18 protein-coding genes and 1 pseudogene are annotated in these 17,182 nt (G+C 71.6%); 9 read left to right on the top strand and 10 right to left on the bottom strand.

Annotation, left to right across the window (positions count from 1 at the left end):
- Positions 1-25: 25 nt before the first annotated feature.
- Positions 26-790, top strand: coding sequence for a maleylpyruvate isomerase family mycothiol-dependent enzyme (locus IEZ31_RS42465; RefSeq protein WP_190255803.1), 765 nt, complete (start codon positions 26-28; stop codon positions 788-790).
- Here IEZ31_RS42465 and IEZ31_RS42460 read toward each other — a convergent pair.
- The 3 genes from IEZ31_RS42460 to IEZ31_RS42450 are packed head-to-tail and all read right to left on the bottom strand — an operon-like array spanning position 762 to position 3,073.
- Entirely contained in the window at positions 762-1,556 is a 795-nt protein-coding gene (locus tag IEZ31_RS42460) for an EI24 domain-containing protein (protein WP_190255802.1), read from the bottom strand. The two genes, IEZ31_RS42465 and IEZ31_RS42460, sit on opposite strands and share 29 nt — an antisense overlap.
- A gap of 9 nt (positions 1,557-1,565) precedes the next feature.
- Positions 1,566-2,315 carry a class I SAM-dependent methyltransferase gene (locus IEZ31_RS42455; RefSeq protein ID WP_190255801.1) on the bottom strand — a complete coding sequence of 250 codons (750 nt, stop codon included), beginning with the start codon at positions 2,313-2,315 and terminating at the stop codon, positions 1,566-1,568.
- 2 nt (positions 2,316-2,317) lie between these two features.
- The gene (locus IEZ31_RS42450; RefSeq protein WP_190255800.1) at positions 2,318-3,073 is read right to left on the bottom strand and encodes an SDR family oxidoreductase; all 756 of its coding nucleotides are present in this window, start codon (positions 3,071-3,073) and stop codon (positions 2,318-2,320) included.
- 135 nt (positions 3,074-3,208) lie between these two features.
- Here IEZ31_RS42450 and mshA point away from each other — a divergent pair, with 135 nt between their 5' ends.
- The 4 genes from mshA (at position 3,209) to IEZ31_RS42430 (ending at position 7,874) form a co-directional block, all read left to right on the top strand.
- Positions 3,209-4,510 carry a D-inositol-3-phosphate glycosyltransferase gene (gene mshA / locus IEZ31_RS42445; RefSeq protein ID WP_190255799.1) on the top strand — a complete coding sequence of 434 codons (1,302 nt, stop codon included), beginning with the start codon at positions 3,209-3,211 and terminating at the stop codon, positions 4,508-4,510.
- Positions 4,507-5,010, top strand: a complete 504-nt coding sequence (locus tag IEZ31_RS42440; RefSeq protein ID WP_190255798.1) for a type III secretion system chaperone family protein — start codon at positions 4,507-4,509, stop codon at positions 5,008-5,010. The genes mshA and IEZ31_RS42440 overlap by 4 nt, the downstream gene beginning before the upstream one ends.
- A gap of 10 nt (positions 5,011-5,020) precedes the next feature.
- Complete coding sequence (locus IEZ31_RS42435; protein ID WP_229836587.1) at positions 5,021-6,493, top strand: glycosyltransferase family 39 protein; 1,473 nt, start codon at positions 5,021-5,023, stop codon at positions 6,491-6,493.
- A 334-nt stretch (positions 6,494-6,827) separates the two neighbouring features.
- A complete protein-coding gene (locus IEZ31_RS42430; protein WP_190255797.1) occupies positions 6,828-7,874 on the top strand; it encodes an alpha/beta hydrolase family protein in 1,047 nt (348 codons plus the stop codon).
- Positions 7,875-7,892: 18 nt separating this feature from the next.
- Here IEZ31_RS42430 and IEZ31_RS42425 read toward each other — a convergent pair whose 3' ends face one another.
- From IEZ31_RS42425 to IEZ31_RS42415, 3 genes are read right to left on the bottom strand one after another with little or no spacing between them, the layout of a single operon-like run.
- Complete coding sequence (locus tag IEZ31_RS42425) at positions 7,893-8,216, bottom strand: STAS domain-containing protein (protein WP_190255796.1); 324 nt, start codon at positions 8,214-8,216, stop codon at positions 7,893-7,895.
- A 34-nt stretch (positions 8,217-8,250) separates the two neighbouring features.
- Positions 8,251-9,471, bottom strand: a complete 1,221-nt coding sequence (locus tag IEZ31_RS42420) for an MFS transporter (protein ID WP_373294771.1) — start codon at positions 9,469-9,471, stop codon at positions 8,251-8,253.
- 30 nt (positions 9,472-9,501) lie between these two features.
- Positions 9,502-10,725, bottom strand: a complete 1,224-nt coding sequence (locus tag IEZ31_RS42415; protein ID WP_190255795.1) for an MDR family MFS transporter — start codon at positions 10,723-10,725, stop codon at positions 9,502-9,504.
- Between the two features lie 64 nt (positions 10,726-10,789).
- Here IEZ31_RS42415 and IEZ31_RS42410 point away from each other — a divergent pair, with 64 nt between their 5' ends.
- Entirely contained in the window at positions 10,790-11,542 is a 753-nt protein-coding gene (locus tag IEZ31_RS42410) for a phosphoglyceromutase (protein ID WP_190255794.1), read from the top strand.
- A gap of 46 nt (positions 11,543-11,588) precedes the next feature.
- Here the strand turns inward: IEZ31_RS42410 and phoU are convergent, their stop codons facing one another.
- The gene (phoU, locus tag IEZ31_RS42405; protein ID WP_190255793.1) at positions 11,589-12,245 is read right to left on the bottom strand and encodes a phosphate signaling complex protein PhoU; all 657 of its coding nucleotides are present in this window, start codon (positions 12,243-12,245) and stop codon (positions 11,589-11,591) included.
- Between the two features lie 206 nt (positions 12,246-12,451).
- Between phoU and IEZ31_RS42400 the strand changes: the two are divergent.
- Positions 12,452-13,489, top strand: a pseudogene (locus tag IEZ31_RS42400) (sensor histidine kinase); the annotation flags it as partial.
- Between the two features lie 77 nt (positions 13,490-13,566).
- A complete protein-coding gene (locus IEZ31_RS42395) occupies positions 13,567-14,250 on the top strand; it encodes a response regulator (protein ID WP_190255792.1) in 684 nt (227 codons plus the stop codon).
- Positions 14,251-14,667: 417 nt separating this feature from the next.
- Here the strand turns inward: IEZ31_RS42395 and IEZ31_RS42390 are convergent, their stop codons facing one another.
- A complete protein-coding gene (locus IEZ31_RS42390) occupies positions 14,668-15,300 on the bottom strand; it encodes a PilZ domain-containing protein (protein WP_190255791.1) in 633 nt (210 codons plus the stop codon).
- Positions 15,301-15,347: 47 nt separating this feature from the next.
- Entirely contained in the window at positions 15,348-15,995 is a 648-nt protein-coding gene (locus IEZ31_RS42385) for an acyltransferase (RefSeq protein ID WP_190255790.1), read from the bottom strand.
- Between the two features lie 76 nt (positions 15,996-16,071).
- Between IEZ31_RS42385 and IEZ31_RS42380 the strand changes: the two genes are divergently transcribed.
- Positions 16,072-16,296 carry a hypothetical protein gene (locus IEZ31_RS42380; protein WP_190255789.1) on the top strand — a complete coding sequence of 75 codons (225 nt, stop codon included), beginning with the start codon at positions 16,072-16,074 and terminating at the stop codon, positions 16,294-16,296.
- Positions 16,297-16,301: 5 nt separating this feature from the next.
- Here IEZ31_RS42380 and IEZ31_RS42375 read toward each other — a convergent pair whose 3' ends face one another.
- Complete coding sequence (locus tag IEZ31_RS42375; protein ID WP_190255788.1) at positions 16,302-17,135, bottom strand: DUF3109 family protein; 834 nt, start codon at positions 17,133-17,135, stop codon at positions 16,302-16,304.
- Positions 17,136-17,182: the final 47 nt, after the last annotated feature.

Raw genomic sequence — 17,182 nt, 5'->3', positions numbered from 1 at the left:
TAAGGTTGGTGCATCAGGGGGAGGGATGGCGATGAGCAAGCCTCAGCTCACGAAGGACTTCTGGTTGGCGGCGCTGCGCGCTGAGGGGGATGCCTTCCGCGCCGCCCTCGGCAGCGGGACGCCGATCGATGCCCCCGTGCCCAGCTGCCCCGGCTGGAGCGTCGGCGATCTCGCCTGGCATCTCCACCTGGTGTACTCCTGGGTCACCGGCCACGTCAGCCGAGGCGTCACCGAGCGGCCCGAGGAGCGGCCGCAGACCCCGCTGCCGGAGGGCGTCGACCCGGTGGTGGCCTGGACCGACGCCTTCACCGAGCTCGTCGCCACGCTCGACGCCGTCGATCCCGAGCGGCCCGCCTGGAACTGGGCGCCCCAGGCCAAGAAGGCCGGCTTCTGGCACCGCCGGATGGCCCACGAGACGGCCGTCCACCGGTGGGACGCGCAGATGGCCGGCGGGCTCAGCGTGCCGATCGAGGCCAAGCTGGCCAGCGACGGCGTCACCGAGGTGCTCGACAGCTGGTTGCCGGCGGGGCGGCGCAGCGGGCCGGTCGACCGGGCCGGGATGATCGCCCTGCACGCGACGGACGTGGAGCAGGTCTGGTATGTGCGGCTGCGTGGGGCCGGCGTCGCGCTGCTCGACACCGACACGCTTCTGGACACCGACGACCGGCACGAGCGGGCCACCGCGAGCGGGCCGGCCAGCGACCTGGTGCTCGCGCTCTACGGGCGGGTGCCGTTCGACGCGCTGCTCGCGACCGGCGACGTCACCTTGCTGCCGGGGCTGCGGGTCTGACCGCGGCGGCCTCGATCGGCAGGCCGAGCACGCGCCGGGTCAGCAGCGTGCCGCCCGCCACCGCGGCCGGCACGACCACGATCGCGGCCAGCGGCAGGAGCAGCACCAGGAACACCGGGACCCCGAAGCCCAGCGTGAGCGCCCGGTTGGCCCGCAGGATCTTCCGGCGGTCCTTCAGGCGCAGGCCGCGGCGGTTGAACGGGATGCCGGTCAGCTCGACCGCGATGAGCCAGCCGCCGATGACCGCGTTGAGCACCGGCACGACCGTCTGCCCGACGATCGGCACGAAGCCGAGCAGGAACAGCGGGATCGCGAGCGCGACGCCGAGTGCGATCAGCCGGATGGAGTCGACCAGGTTCGGCCACAGCGTGCGGTACCACGGAAGGTCCAGCGCACCGGGCGTGCCACCCAGCTGGCCCTCGATGCGCTCCGAGATGACCTCGTAGAACGGGTCGCCGATGAGCAGCGTCAGCGCCGTGTAGCTGACGATGGACAGCAGCGCTGCGGCGGCCAGGATGCCGGCGCCGGCGCCGACGCGGATCAGGGAGCGCCAGAAGCCCGACCAGTCGTCGGCGAACCAGGTCACGGCGGCGGCGAGGTCGTCGACGAAGACGATCAGGAAGAACCAGGCCACGCCGAGCAGGGCGAACGAGATGACGGCCGGGATCATGCCGAGGAACAGCAGGCCGGGATTGCGACCGTACCGCCCGAACCCCTGCCCGAGCAGCTTGATGCCCTCGACGAACTCCTGCCAGGTCGACTTCACCGCACCAGACTACGGTGCGACGGCCGAGTACCGGACGGTCAGCTCGCCCAGCCGCCAACGGGCCGGGCGGTCGACGACCGGCCAGCCGGCCGCCTTCGTCGCCGCGACCGCCTGCCGCCAGCGCTGCCGGGGGCCGAACACGGTGAGCGGCGCGGCGGCCCGCCAGGCGTCGTCCAGTGTGGACAGCAGGGCGTGGATGCGCTCGCCGGGCACGTTGTGGTGGATGAGCGCCTTCGGCAGCCGCTCGGCCAGGGTCGCCGGGGTGTCCAGGGTGGACAGCCGGGAGGCGAGGGTGAGCGTCTGCGGTCCGGCGCCGGTCACCGTCACCCAGGACGCGAGCCGGCCCAGCTCGTCGCAGGTGCCCTCGACGAGCACGGCGCCGGTCGCGGTCATCGCCGTCCACGCGGCGTCCACTTCGGACTCGGGGTACTGCCGCAGGACGTTGAACGCGCGCACCAGGGTCGGGCGCAGGCCGGCCAGCTCGAAGCCGCCGCGGCGGAACTCCAGCCCGGGCGGGTCCGCGAACGGCTGCGCGGACGCCACCCGGGCCGGGTCGATCTCCAGGCCGACGACCCGCACGCCGAGCCGGGCCCGCAGCTCGACCGCGGTGACCGGCGTGGCGCCGTAGCCGAGGTCGATCACGAGCGGGTCGTCGGCCCGGCGTAGGAGGCCGCCGAGCGTGGCGGCGATCCAGTTGTCGACCCGACGCAGCCGGTTGGGGTTCGTCGTTCCCCGCGTGATCGAGCCGACCGGCCGCATGGTCAGAGGACCCGGTGCACCTTGTGCTGGGCGGCCTGGGCCAGCGGCCGGACCACCAGCCGGTCGATGTTCACGTGGTGCGGCCGGGTGGCGGTCCACACGATGCAGTCCGCGATGTCGTCGGCGACCAGCGGGAACTCGACGCCGGCGTACACCGCGGCGGCCTTGTCGGCGTCGCCGCCGAACCGGTTCAGCGCGAACTCGTCGGTTTTGACCATGCCGGGGTCGATCTCGACGACCCGGACCGGCCGGCCGTTGAGCTCCAGCCGCAGCGTCTCGGCCACCGCGGTCTGCGCGTGCTTGGCCGCCGCGTACCCGCCGCCGCCCTCGTAGACGATCAGGCCGGCGGTCGAGCTGAGCACCACGATCGTGCCGCGGCCCGACTTCTCCAGCAGCGGGAGCAGGGCCTTCGTGACGCGGACGGTGCCGAGCACGTTGACGTCGAACATCCACTGCCAGCCGGCGAGGTCGGCGTCCTCGACCTGGTCGGCGCCGACCGCCCCGCCGGCGTTGTTCACGAGCAGCTCCACCGGGCCGCCGAGGCCGCCGACGATCTCGGCCAGGCGGGCGGCGTCGGCGTCGGACGTCACGTCGGCGACCACGGGGGTCACCGAGGACAGCTCGTCGGCGAGGGAGTCGAGGCGGTCGGCGCGGCGGGCGACCGCCACGACCTGGAAGCCGGCGGCGTCGAGCCGGCGGACGGTGGCCGCGCCGATGCCGCTGGACGCGCCCGTGACCACGGCGATACGTGAGGACATATGGCAATCCTGCCCCACGCACAAACGCGAACACACCGCAGTGACCAACGCAACGGTGGGTAGACGGCCGTCGGCGAGGGAACATGGACGGTTGGGAAGATGTAACCCACCGGCAACAGACAAAAGGAGCACGACGTGGCGCGGGTCGGATCGCTGCACAGCCATACCCCGCAGTCCGGTCGTTCCCTTCCGAGGCGGGTCGCAACGCTGTCCGTCCACACGTCGCCGCTCGATCAACCGGGCACCGGCGACGCCGGTGGCATGAACGTGTACATCGTGGAGGTCGCCGAGCGGCTGGCCCGGGCCGGCGTCGAGGTGGAGATCTTCACCCGGGCGACGAACAGCGACCTGCCGCCGGTGGTCGAGATGGCCCCCGGCGTGCTGGTCCGCCACGTGGTCGCCGGCCCGTTCGAGGGCCTGGCCAAGGAGGACCTGCCGGCCCAGCTCTGCGCCTTCACCGGCGGCGTGCTGCGGGCCGAGGCCGCCCGCCCGCTGGGCTGGTACGACCTGGTGCACTCGCACTACTGGCTGTCCGGCCAGGTCGGCTGGCTGGCCAAGGACCGCTGGGGCGTGCCGCTGGTGCACACCGCGCACACCCTGGCCAAGGTCAAGAACCTGCTGCTGGCCGAGGGCGACAAGCCCGAGCCGCGCGCCCGGGTCATCGGCGAGGAGCAGGTGGTCGCGGCGGCCGACGGGCTGGTCGCCAACACGCCGGCCGAAGCGCGCGAGCTGATCGAGCTCTACGACGCCGAGCCGCGGCGGGTCAGCGTGGTGCCGCCGGGGGTGGACCTGGACACGTTCACGAGCGCGCCGGAGCGCCGCGAGGCGGCCCGGCGGCGCTTCGGCCTGCCCGCCGACGCCCAGGTCGTGGCGTTCGTCGGGCGGATCCAGCCGCTCAAGGCGCCCGACGTGCTGCTGCGCGCGGCCGCCGAGCTGCGCCGGCGCGGCCAGGAGCTGGTGGTGGCGGTCTGCGGGGGGCCGAGCGGATCCGGCCTCGACCGGCCCACCGCCCTCATGGACCTCGCCCGCGACCTGGGTATCGCCGACATCGTGCGGTTCATCGAGCCGCAGCCCCGCACCGCGCTCGCCGATCTCTACCGGGCCGTCGACGTGGTCGCGGTGCCCAGCTACAACGAGTCGTTCGGCCTGGTCGCGATCGAGGCGCAGGCGTGCGGCACGCCGGTGGTCGCGGCCGCCGTGGGCGGGCTCGTGACCGCGGTGCGCGACGGCGTCTCCGGGCTGCTGGTCGACACGCACGACCCGCGCGACTGGGCGACCGTGCTCGGCCGGCTGCTCGGGGAGCCGCGCCGGCGGGCCGAGCTCGCGGCCGGTGCGGTCGGGCACGCGTCCGAGTTCTCCTGGAGCCATACCGCGAGCGGCCTGCTGGCCGCCTACCGCGACGCGCTCGACGTGCACAGGGAGGTCATGGCGGCATGACGCGCGACGAGGTGGCCGAGCTGATCCGCAAGGTCGCGGCCGACCGGGAGATCCCGTTCGACGTGACCGGCGAGCACTCGTTCGTGGTCACGCTGCCCGGCACCCACAAGCAGAAGACGAACTGCAACCTGATCGTCGGCGAGCACACGCTGCGCGTCGAGGCGTTCGTCATGCGCCACCCGGACGAGAACCGGGAGGCCCTGTGGGAGTGGCTGCTGCAGCGCAACGCGCGCATGTACGGGGTGGCGTTCTCGATCGACGCGGTCGGCGACGTGTACCTCGTGGGCCGTCTCCCGCTGCACGCCGTGACCGAGGACGAGCTCGACCGGCTGCTCGGCGCGGTGCTCACCTACGCCGACGAGAGCTTCGACCCGATGCTGGAGATCGGCTTCGGCTCGGCGATCCGCCGCGAGTGGGAGTGGCGGGTCAAGCGCGGTGAGCCGCTGGACAACCTGCGGGCGTTCACGGCGTTCGTGGAGCGTGGTACGCCCTCCTCCTAACGTGGGGAGCGTGATCGAGCGTCCCCGATTCGCCTGGAAGCCCGTCGGCACCATCGCCGCCGGGGCAGCGTTACTGCTGCTGGTCACCATCACGCGATACGACTACCACCGCGACGAGCTCTACTTCCGCATGCTGGGCGCGCACCCCAAGTGGGGCTACGTCGACCAGCCCCCGTTCACGCCGCTGATGATCCGCGCCTGCGTCGAGCTGTTCGGCGACACGGTGTGGGCGATCCGGCTGCCGGGCCTGATCCTGACCGCGCTCATGGCCGGCCTCCTCGCGCTGATCGCCCGCGAGGTGGGCGGCGGCGCCCTCGCGCAGAGCATTGCGGCGCTCGCCGTGTTCACCACGTTTCCGCTCGTCAGCGGGCACGTCACGGTGACCACCGGGCCCGACGTGGTGATGTGGCTGCTGGCGATCCTCTGCATGATGCGGGCGTTGCTGCGCGAGCAGCCGCGCTACTGGCTGCCGGCCGGCCTGGTCGTCGGGCTGGCCCTCTACAACAAGCACCTGATCGTGCTGCTCCTGCTGACCGTCGCCGCCGCCCTGCTGCTGGTCGGGCCGCGCCGGGTCCTGGCATCGCCCTGGCTGTGGGGCGGCGTGGCGATCGCGCTGGTGGTCGGGCTGCCGAACGTGCTGTACCAGATCGCCAACGACTTTCCGCAGGTGTCGATGGCCGCCGCACTGCGGGAGAACAAGGGCGACGACGCCCGCATCACGCTCCTCCCGCTGCAGCTCGTGTGGCTCGGTCCCCTTTTCGTCCCCGTGTGGTGCTGCGGGATCGTCGCCCTGCTGCGCAACCCCGCCCTGCGCCCGGTGCGGGCGTTCGCCGTGGCCTATCCGCTGATGCTGGTCCTGCTGTTCGTCCTGGCCGGCCAGCCGTATTACAGCGTCGGCCTGCTCGCCGCGCTGTTCGCCGTCGGCGCGGTGCCGGTCGCGCGCTGGCTGTCGACCAGGCCCCGCCGGGTGTGGTTCACGGTCGGCGCCGTGGTCAACTGCGGCGTCGCGATCGTGAGCTCGCTGCCGGTGCTGCCGGTCGACGTCGTCGGCCACACCCCGGTCCCGGCGATGAACCAGGTGGTCGCCGACCAGATCGGCTGGCCGCGATATGTCCGCCAGGTCGCCGACGTCTATGCGGCGCTGCCGGCCGAGGACCGCGCCGCCACCGTGCTGCTCACGGGCAACTACGGCGAGGCGGGCGCGCTCGACCGGTACGGCAAGCCCCTCGGCCTGCCCGATGTCTACAGTGGACAGAATGAGCTGTGGCACCTGGGCCCGCCTCCCGAGTCGGCCACCGTCGTCGTGTTCGTCTACCAGGGCGACCCGAATCGGCTGAATGCGTTCGGATCCTGTGCGGAACGGGCCCGGCTGGACAATCGTTACGGCGTCGAGAACGAGGAGCAAACAGCTCGCGTCTACGTTTGCCGCGACCGGAAGGGCACGTGGACTGACCTGTGGCCGCGCTTCCAGCATTTCGATTGATTTCGATTATTTCGAGTGTGTGAGCGAGCCGACAGCGCGTTTACTTGTCGCTTGAATAGCGCGGCGCGTAACGTCGTTGACGGATCCGGCGATTCCTGAAGTTGGGGAGCGACGGGGGTGTTCTGGGCCTTCGCGGCCCACTCGCGGTGATGTGTCCGGGCGGGGCGCGTCACCGCAAACCGGCGGCACGCGCGGCCGAAAGGCTGCTGCAGAGCGGGTGTCGTGGACTGGGGGTGCACGTCACCCGCTGCCGCCGGTTCGAGCTTTCCGGCGACGCCGCAAACTTAAGCCGGGCGTAAAGACGCACCGGGCCGGAAACCCGTAACTTCCTCGCATGCGAACGCTGCCGCGCGCCGTCGCCGCTGCCTTCCTCGCCCTTGCCCTCGCCGGATGCGGCGAGCAGCCGTCGTCCCAGCCGTCGTCCCAGCAGTCGGTGACCACCTCGGACGCGGGCGACGTCGCCGCGACGGCGGACGCCGCACAGGAAGCCTCCCCGGCCGACAGCGGCGTGGCGGCTCTGGGCGTCGCGGGCCAGGCGTCGGCCAAGCCGACCAGCGCCGGGCCGAAGACCGCGCCGACCCAGACGTTCGGGGTCGGGGTCAGCCAGTTCACCTTCTCCCGGGCCGGTCGCACGCTGCGCACGCTCGTCTTCTACCCGTCGACCGGGAGCGTCGGCGGTTCGCCGAAGAGCAATGCCCCGGTTGCCGCGGGCCGGTTCCCGCTGGTGCTGTGGAGTCACGGGCTGCATGGTTCGCCCGAGGGGTACCAGGGGGTCAGCGCGAAGATCGCCGCGGCCGGCTTCGTCGTGGCCGCGCCCGCCTACCCGTTCACCAACGACAAGGCCGACCCGTTCAACCAGGGCGACATGACCAACCAGCCGGCCGACGCGTCGGCGGTCATCACCGAGGTGCTCAAGCTGGACACCAAGGCCGGCGCCGCGCTGGCCGGCCACATCGAGACCGGGCGGGTCGGCGCGGCCGGCCACTCGGCCGGCGGCTACACGACCGCCGGCATGCTGTCCGGGTCGGGTCGCGACAGCCGGGTCAAGGGCGCGGTCATCGTCGCCGGCGGGGGAATGGGCGGCAAGTTCAGCGGCGCCGCCACTCCGGTGCTGTTCATCCACGGCGACAAGGACGGCACCGTGCCGTACAGCAGCGGAAAGAGCCTCTACGACAGTTGCTCGTGGCCGAAGGGCTTCCTCACCCTGCTGGGCGGCGACCACGGCGCCGCGCTGTTCGGCAGCACGCCGGCGGCGCAGGCGGTGTCCAAGACGATGATCGACTTCTTCCGGTACTCGCTCTACGGCGATGGCCCGGCCAAGTCCCGGCTGCGCGGGGACGGGACGGTGAGCGGCGCGGCGAAGTACGACGGGACGATCTAGAGCGTTTCAGTTCTCGCCTCAGTTCTCGCTCAGCGCGAACACGTCCAGCAGGCCGGTCAGCTCGAGCTGGGCGTAGGCGAGCGGGCGCGGGTTGCGCAGCGTCAGCGTGCAGCCGGCGCCGTTCGCCAGCTTCCAGCAGCTCACCAGCGCCCCGATGCCGGCCGAGTCGAGCACCGTCACCGCCGCCAGGTCGAGCACCAGCGCGCCGGGCTGGAACGCGGGCAGCACCGCCCGCACGGCCAGCACCACCTGCTCGCGGGTCGCCAGGTCGAGCTCGCCCGCCAGGCGGATGACGACCGTACCCGCCTGCTTGGCCTCCAGCGTTGCCGACAGCCCGTCCAACGTCGTCCCCCGCCCGTCCTGTGGAGGGCAGCCACTACCCGGCGATCGGCACCTCAAACCGTTCGGCCGCACGTTGTTTCGCCACCCGGCGCTCCCGGGCCGGCTGGATCAGCAGGTGCCCGGCGGCCGCCGCCAGCCCGAGCGCGCCGCAGATCGCCCAGTGCCAGTTGCCGAGGTGTTCCAGGCTGGCGCCGCCGGCGGCCGGCGCGATGAAGCTCGCGGCGGGGAAGACCAGATAGAAGACGCTCTGGTACCGCCCGCGCAGCGCCTCGGGGGACAGCTCGGCGATGACCGCGGCGTTCGGCGGCGCGGCGATCATCGAGCCGACCGTCCAGATGCTCGCGGCGATGAGGTAGCCGTAGAGGTTGTCGGCCAGCGCGACGTAGGCGAAGCCGAGCCCGAGGAGCACGTTGGCGACCGCGAGCGCGGTGCCCTTGCGCCAGCGCCCGATCAGCTTCGGGACGAACAGCTGCCCGACGACGATGAGCAGCCCGGCGTAGGCGACCACCGACCCGTACGCCGACGGCCGCAGCCCGTCGGCGTTGATCGCCAGCGGCAGGATCGTCGACGTCTGCAGCGTCACCACGGCCAGCAGCAGCGACAGGCCGACGAAAAGCATGAACGCCGGGTCGGTGAGCGCCGTGTGCAGCCCGCCCGGCGTCGCGGCGGTCTCATGGCGCGCGTGGTGCTCCGGCCGGGTCTCGCGCACCTTCCACAGGATGAGCAGCGCCGTGATCAGCGTGCCGGCGGCGTCGACGCTGAAGAGCAGCGTGAAGCTCACCTCGGCGAGCGCGCCAGCGACCAGCGAGGCGACCGCCATGCCCAGGTTGAACGCCCAGAACTGGAGGTTGAACGCGCGGCTGCGGTCGTCGGCCGGGGTCACGTCGACGATTGCCGCCACGAACGCCGGCCCGGGCATCGAGTGCATGAGGCCGAGCAGCGCGGCGAGCACGGCGATGGCGGCGATCCGGTCGGTGAGGGCGAGGCCTACCAGCAGGACGGCGGCGCCGAAGTGCGCCACGAGCAGCGTCGGCCGGCGCCCCCAGAGGTCGGCGAGCACGCCGCCGAGCAGGACGCCGGCGATGCCGCCGATGCCGTAGCCGCCGACGACCAGGCCGGCGACGCTGGGCGTGAGGCCGCGGTCGGCGGTGAGGTACAGCGAGAGGACCAGGGCGACGAAGCCGCCGACGCGGTTGATCAACATGCCGGTCCAGAGGTACCAGTACATCCGGGGAAGACCGCCGAAGATGCGCACTCCGCCTCTATCTATTAGGAAGCCTTACAGTCAGATCGTAGCGAGGCTGGTTTCGCGCTCCTCGGCGGCCAGGTCCCTGACGCGGCGCTCGCGGGCGGGCGCGGCCAGCAGGTTCCAGGCGCCCGCCGCCAGGCCGAGCCCGAGGCAGCCGAGCCACAGCGTGGTGTTGCCCGCGTGGTCACGCACGGCGCCGCCCAGCGTCGGCGCCAGGAACGACGCCAGCTGCCAGGACAACGAGTAACCGCCCTGGTAGCGACCGCGCATGGCGACGGGGGAGAGGCCGGCGAGCAGCGCGGAGTTCGCCGGGGCGTTGAGCATCTCGCCGAGAGTCCAGACGAGCACCGTCGCGCCGTACCAGACCGGGGTGTGCGCGAACGCGGTGAGCCCGAAACCGAGCCCGATGACCACGACCGACACCGGCAGGATGTAGGCCGGGCGGCGGCGGACCAGCAGCCGGGTCAGCCCGAGTTGCCCCACGACGATCAGGATGCCGTTCAGCGCGATGACGACGCCGAAGGTGCTGGGAGGCAACGGCTCCTCGACCATGGCCAGCGGCAGCATCGACATGTGCTGGAGGAGGACCAGCGCGATCATCAGGTTGCAGGCGATGAACCCGAGGAACACCCGGTCCCTCGCGACGGCCGCCAGGGAGCCGCCCTCGTGCTTCGCCTCGAGGTGCGCGGGCCGCGTCTCGCGCGTCCTGACCGCGATCAGAACGGCCGCGAACGCCGTGGTGACCGCGTCGGCGGCGAACAGCCAGAAATAGCCGGCCGAGGAGGCGAAGCCGGCCAGGACCGCGGCAACGGCGAAGCCGAGGTTGATCGCCCAGAAGTAGACGTTGAAGGCCCGCATGCGGTCGGCGTCGGGAACGATGTCGGTGATCATCGCGCCGAGCGCGGGCCGGGCGGCCTCGGCGGCGAGGCCGAGCAGCCCCGCGGCGACCATGATGGCGACCTCGCCGCGCACCAGGCCGAGCGCGATCATCAGGACCGATGCCGAGCCGAGGGCGAGCAGGGCGGTGGGCCGGCGGCCCCAGCGGTCGGTCAGGTGGCCACCCGCCGTGACGCCGATCGCGCCGCCCAGCCCGTAGAGGCCGATGACCAGGCCGGCCGTCGTCTCGGAGAAGCCGCGCTCGGAGGTCAGGTAGATCGCGAGAAAGATGATGACGAACCCGCCGGCCCGGTTGATCAGCGTGGCCGTCCACACGGCCCAGAACTGGGCGGGCAGCGGCTGTTTCCCCGTAATGACCGGCACGATTTCGCATCCTTACATCCGGGCCCCTGCGGTGTCGAAAGGTTATGTGCGGGAGGATGGATCCATGAGCGAAGTCGGGACACTGGTGCTCTTGCGGCACGGTGAGAGCGAGTGGAACGCCAAGAACCTGTTCACCGGCTGGGTCGACGTGGACCTCAGCGCCAAAGGGGAGGCCGAGGCCCGTCGGGGCGGCGAGCTGATCCGTGAGTCCGGTCTCCTGCCGGATGTGGTGCACACGTCAGTGCTGCGCCGTGCCATCCGCACCTGCGAGATCGCCCTGCACGCCGCCGACCGGCACTGGATCCCGGTCCAGCGCAGCTGGCGGCTCAACGAGCGGCACTACGGTGCCCTGCAGGGCAAGAACAAGAAACAGACGCTCGAGGAGTTCGGCGAGGAGCAGTTCATGCTCTGGCGCCGGTCCTACGACGTGCCGCCGCCGCCCCTCGCCGACGACGACGAGTGGTCGCAGATCGACGACCCGCGGTATGCGAGCCTGCCGCCGGAGTTGCGGCCGCGCACCGAGTGCCTGAAGGACGTCGTCGCCCGGATGCTGCCGTACTGGTACGACCAGATCGTCCCGCAGCTGGTGGACGGCAAGACCGTCCTGGTCGCGGCGCACGGCAACTCGCTTCGTGCGCTCGTGAAGCACCTCGACGGCATCTCGGACGAGGCGATCGCCAAGCTCAACATCCCGACCGGCATCCCGCTGCGCTACGACCTGGACGCGTCGCTCAAGCCGATCACGACCGGCGGCACCTACCTGGACCCGGAGGCGGCGGCCGAGGCCGCGGCCGCGGTGGCGAACCAGGGCCGCTGACGCCTGTTCGAAGGGGGAGGGTCTCGGCCCTCCCCCTTCGCTGTTGTCACTCGGGGCGGCTGTCCAGCGCCTCGCCGGTGACCAGGAACACCACGTGCCGGCCGGCGTTGACCGCGTGGTCCGCGTAGCGCTCGTAGAAGCGGCCGAGCAGCGCCGAGTCGACGGCGGCCTCGGTGCCCTCCGACCAGGCGGGCCCGAACATGGTGGTGAACAGGCTGGTGTGCAGCCGGTCCATCTCGTCGTCGTCGCGGTCGAGCTGGCCGGCGGCCACGACGTCGGAGGTGGAGATCGCCCGGGAGATCTTCCCGGCGATCCGGTCGGCCACGACGCCCATCTGCTCGAACGTCTCGACTAGGGGCTCCGGCACGGCCACACCGGGGTGCCGGCGCAGCGCCGTCTTGGCCACGTGCTCCGCGAGGTCGCCCATACGCTCCAGGTCGGCGGCCAGGTGCAGGGCCGTCAGCACCAGCCGCAGGTCCGACGCGACCGGAGCCTGGCGGGCGCAGAGGTCGTAGACCTTGTCCTCGACGAGCCGGTACAGCGCGTTGACCTCGGCGTCGCGGGCGATGACCTCTTCGGCGTCGGTCTGGTCCGCCTTCAGCAGGGCGTTGGTGGCCCGGGCCATGGCGCTGCGGACGGCGTCTGCCATCCAGACCAGTAGCCGGTTGACCTGCACAAGATCCGCACGGTATTCGTCGCGCATACTGCTCCTATCGTGTCGAACTTCACGGTATGGTTCCGCGCCCGCGCTGGACGTGAACATCGCCCCCCACCAGGGTGAACACTGGGCTACGGGAGCCCGTTTCGTGCCCCTGCGAGCCGTCGGTCGGGTAAGGGACCTCCTACCATCAAGCCGTGGAGTGGAAGTTCCGGCAGGCGAGGTCCGAGGGGCCGGCGATGACCGACATCCTTGACGCACTGCAGGTCGGGGTGCTGGTCCTAGACGGGACCGATCATCCCGTGCTGGCCAACGCGGCCGCCCGGGAGATGGGTCTCGTGCGGCAGCGGGCGGGCGGTCCCGAGGAGGCGCACACGATCGTGCGGACCCTCGCCGGCCAGGTCCGGCGCAGCGGGGCCACCCGGGTCGTCGAGCTCGACCTGCCCCGCCTGACCTACGGCGAGCCGCTCGGGGTCAACGTGCGGGCCGTTCCCCTGGACAACGGCCGGGTGGCGATCGAGGCCGCCGACGTGACCGAGGCGCACCGCGTGGCCCGCGTGCGCCGCGACTTCGTCGCCAACGTCAGCCACGAGCTGAAGACGCCCGTCGGCGCGCTGCAGCTGCTCGCCGAGGCGCTGCTGGACGCCACCGACAAGGACCCCGCCGCCGCCATCCGGTTCGCCGAGCGGATCAAGCACGAGTCGTCCCGGCTCGGCCGCCTCGTCTCCGAGCTGCTGGAGCTCTCCCGCCTGCAGGGCGCGGAGCCGCTGCCCGAGCCCGAGCCGGTCGACGTCGACAAGATCACGGCCGAGGTGCTCGACCGCACCAAGACGCCCGCCTCCGCCAAGGAGATGGAGGTCGTCTTCCAGGGCATGCGCGGCCTGACCGTCTACGGCAACGAGAACCAGCTCGTCACCGCCGTGGTCAACCTGGTGGAGAACGCGATCGCGTACTCGCCGGAGTCCACCAAGGTCACGGTCACCACCTCCGCCAGCGGCGACGGCTACGTCGAGATCGCGGTCGCCGACCAGGGCATCGGCATCGAGCCGCGTGACCTCGACCGCATCTTCGAGCGCTTCTACCGCGCCGATCGCGCCCGCTCCCGAGCCACCGGCGGCACCGGCCTGGGCCTGGCGATCGTCAAGCACATCTCGACCAATCACGGCGGCCGGGTCACGGTGGAGAGCACCGTCGGAGTTGGTTCGACATTCACCCTGCGGCTGCCTTCGCGTCCGTCTGAGGCTGCGTTGGCGCTACCGCCGTCAGTTGAGATCGGAGGGGCCCCATGATCGTTATGCAACAGCAATCTGAGTTCCGCGGTTCGCAGCGCAGTGCGGCTCCCCGGCAGCTACGAAAGGACAGCACGTTGGCGCGCGTACTCGTGGTCGAGGACGAAGAGTCGATTTCCGACCCGTTGTCGTACATGCTCCGTCGCGAGGGCTTCGAGGTCTCCATCGCCGCGACCGGCACCGAGGCCCTGACCGAGTTCGACCGCACCGGCGCGGACATCGTCCTGCTCGACCTGATGCTCCCCGAGATGTCGGGCACCGAGGTGTGCCGGCAGATGCGGCAGAAGTCCAACGTGCCGATCATCATGATCACGGCGCGGGACAGCGAGATCGACAAGGTGGTCGGCCTGGAGATCGGCGCCGACGACTACGTCACCAAGCCCTACTCGCCGCGCGAGCTGGTCGCCCGAATCCGCGCCGTGCTCCGCCGCCAGGTGGACGCGGTGGGCGAGCTGGCCCCGCCGACCCTGTCGGCCGGCCCGGTCCGCATGGACGTCGACCGCCACGTGGTGACGGTGGCCGGCGACGTTGTCCAGCTGCCGCTGAAGGAGTTCGAGCTGCTGGAGCTCCTGCTGCGCAACGCCGGCCGGGTCCTGACGCGCGGCCAGCTGATCGACCGCGTCTGGGGCGCCGACTACGTCGGCGACACGAAGACCCTGGACGTACACGTGAAGCGCCTCCGCTCCAAGATCGAGCCCGAGCCCTCCGCGCCGCGCTTCATCGTGACGGTCCGCGGCCTGGGCTACAAGTTCGAGCCGTAGGAGTTCCTCAGCACGCCCCTGGTCGGCGCCCTGTTACGGCGCCGGCCGTCGCGCGCCCGTCCGTTTGTGCGCCGTCCGCGATCGCAGTGCGTCCTCGTTGCGCGCCACGCGCCCGTTGCGCGCCGTCTGTGATCGCGGCGCGCTTTCGTTGCGCGCCACGCGCTCTCCACGCGCACGCCGTCCAGGTCTCCGCGCGCTTTCCGCGCGCCGTCCAGGTCGCCCCGCGCGCTCGCCCCGCGCCTGATCCCGCCCGTGATCTTGGACTTGTGGTCCCAGAAATGCCGGACTTAGCGGCATATAGTCGGGACCCAACTCCAAGATCGCGGAGGCTTTGGGGCGGCGCCGCACGCGGCCGGGCGGCGCCGGGCGGCGCCGGGCGGCGCCGGGGGGAGCGGGGGCGGGGCTGGGCGCGGTGCGTCAGCCGGCGTTCGCTACCGACTCGCGGGTGCGGCGGCGCTCTTCCATCTCGCGGCGCAGGACGTAGCCGCGGATGGCGCGCCCCACCAGCTCCGTCGTCTCGTACGTGATGATGACGTCGAACGTGGCGTTCTCGTAGTCGCGCCGCACGAACAGGACCGTCCCCCGCAAGGGGATCGTCTCGTTCTCCAGTGCGATCCGCACCTCGACCCGGTCATCGCGGTCGAATTTGTCCTCCGTCAGCCGGCACCGCACGCCGCCCTCGGAGAGGTCGATCACCTTGCCCTCGTACGATGCTCCGCCCGAGCTCACCTCGACGGACTCCCCGCCACCGCCGCGGACGTAGTTGCGGCGCGTCTGCAAGCGGATCGACCCGACCGTCTCCAGCGACCACCGCGGCGGCTGCTCGCGGCTCAGCGCCGTCAACCGTACGTCCACCGCCACCCGCCGGTCGCCCGCCACCCACGCCAGCTCCATCGACGAGCCGATCTTGGGCATGTCGGCCGCGTGGATGCCGTACGGCGCGGCGACGGTCAGGCGGCGGTCGGTCACGTCCTCGACGCGGGACTGATAGGTCTCGCCGTCCATCAGCACCACGTCGACCAGACAGTTGATCGCGGGGAGGCTGGTCACGCCCCAACCTTCGGCCCCCGCTCAACGGACTTGAGAAAGACCGGGGATCAGGAGTCGAGTGCCGCGCGCCACTCGTACGGCTTGGCGAAGTGGCCCGGCGCGCACACCAGCTCGTCGATCTTGCGCTTCTCCCGGGCGGGGCTGCCGGCGACGACCGTGTCGGCGGGGACGTCGCGGGTGACCACCGAGCCGGCGCCGACCAGCGCGCGGGCGCCGATCCGGACACCGGGGAGGATCGTCGCGTTCCCGCCGATCGAGGCGTCGTCCTCCACCGTCGCGCCGCCGACGCACTCGTCGTACCGCGGGCACGGCGGATGCGGATCGTCGGTGAACACGACCCCGGGGCCGAGGAAGACCCGCCGGCCGAGGGTCACGTTCTCCAGGAAGCAGTGCGAGTGCACCCGGCTCCCGTCGCCGATCCGGTTGCCCGGCTCCAGCACGGCGTTGGTGCCGACCGAGCAGCCGTCACCGATGACGTTGTTCTCGCGGATCATCGCGCCGTGGCCCGAGTTGAACCGCTCGCCGATCACGGTGCCGGCGTAGATAACCGTGCCGGAGCGAATCCGGCTGTTCGCGCCGATGACGGTGGGCAGCTCGCCCGGCTCCCTGCCCCGCGGCGGCACGCCGATCCGGGCGCCCGGCTCCACGACGGTACCCTCGCCGAGCTGTACTCCCGGAAAGATTTCCTCACTCACGGCTCGAACCTATCGGGGCCGCGGGTTCGCCGGTTGTCGCACACCGGACACCACCCTGCCCGTACCGTCGGCTGTGGTGCGAGATTTCAACACCGGCCCGGCCGGAATGATCATGATGCTGGTCGGCCTGCTCCTGGCCGCCAGCTCGGCCTGGACCGCGATGGGCGCCGCGACCTGGCCCGAGTCGCTGCCGAGCATCTTGATCGGGCTGTCGCTGGTGGCCGTGGGCTACTCGCTGGTCGCCCGGGCCCGCCGCCAGCGGCAGCCGACCGAGGGCTCCGACGGCGCCGAAAGCGAGTAGCCGGCTCAGACGGGGCGGATCGGGAGCAGCCGCCGGGCCGCCTCGGTCGCCGGGTGCGGCGCGATCATGCCCTGCTCGGCGCGCGCCGCGCACAGCTCGGCGAGCTTCGCATAGGCCGCCTTGCCGATGAGCGCGGTCAACTCCGGCTCGTACTCCTGGTAGAGCCGCTTCGCCCCGACGTGCGCCTCGGGCGACGACGTGCACCACCAGTGCAGGTCGTGGCCGCCCTCGCCCCAGCCGCGCCGGTCGAACTCGCCGAGCGTGGAGACCAGCACCTTGGTGCCGTCGGCCCGCTTGCGCCAGTCCTGATCCCGCCGTACCGGAAGCTGCCAGCAAACGTCGGGCTTGTACTCCAGCGGGTGCACCCCGTCGCGCAGGGCCTGCCCGTGCAGCGCGCACCCGCCACCGCCGGCGAAGTCGGTGTCGTTCTGGAACACGCACCCGGCGCCCGGCCGGGTGGCGGTGCGCAGGGCCGGGTTCTCACCGTCGATGGTGTCCATCTCGGTGTAGTTCTTGAAGCCCTTGCGGTAGTGCTGCCAGTGCTGCGGGGTCAGCTTCTTGGCGGCGGCGCGCACCCGCTTCTGGTCGTCGTTGTCGGTGAAGAACGCCCCGTGGGCGCAGCAACCCTGCTCGGGCGCGCCCTTGACGATCCCGTGGCAGCCGTTGCCGTAGACACAGGTCCAGTTGGACAGCAGCCAGGTCAGGTCGGCTCGGACGAGGTGGTCGGCGTCGGCCGGGTCGGTGAACTCCAGCCACTCGCGCGGGAAGTCGAGGTCGACCTCAAGGCTGCGCGGGTCGTCAGCGTCTTCCAGACCCTCGACCTCGACGTGGATGTCCATTCAACAAAGCGTACGCCGTCCTGCGCGTACAGCCGCAACCCGACGCG

Source organism: Dactylosporangium sucinum (assembly GCF_014647515.1).
GTDB classification, from domain to species: Bacteria; Actinomycetota; Actinomycetes; order Mycobacteriales; family Micromonosporaceae; genus Dactylosporangium; species Dactylosporangium sucinum.
The sequence above is the reverse complement of the archived record's forward strand: the minus strand, read 5'-3'. Positions and strand labels throughout refer to the sequence as shown.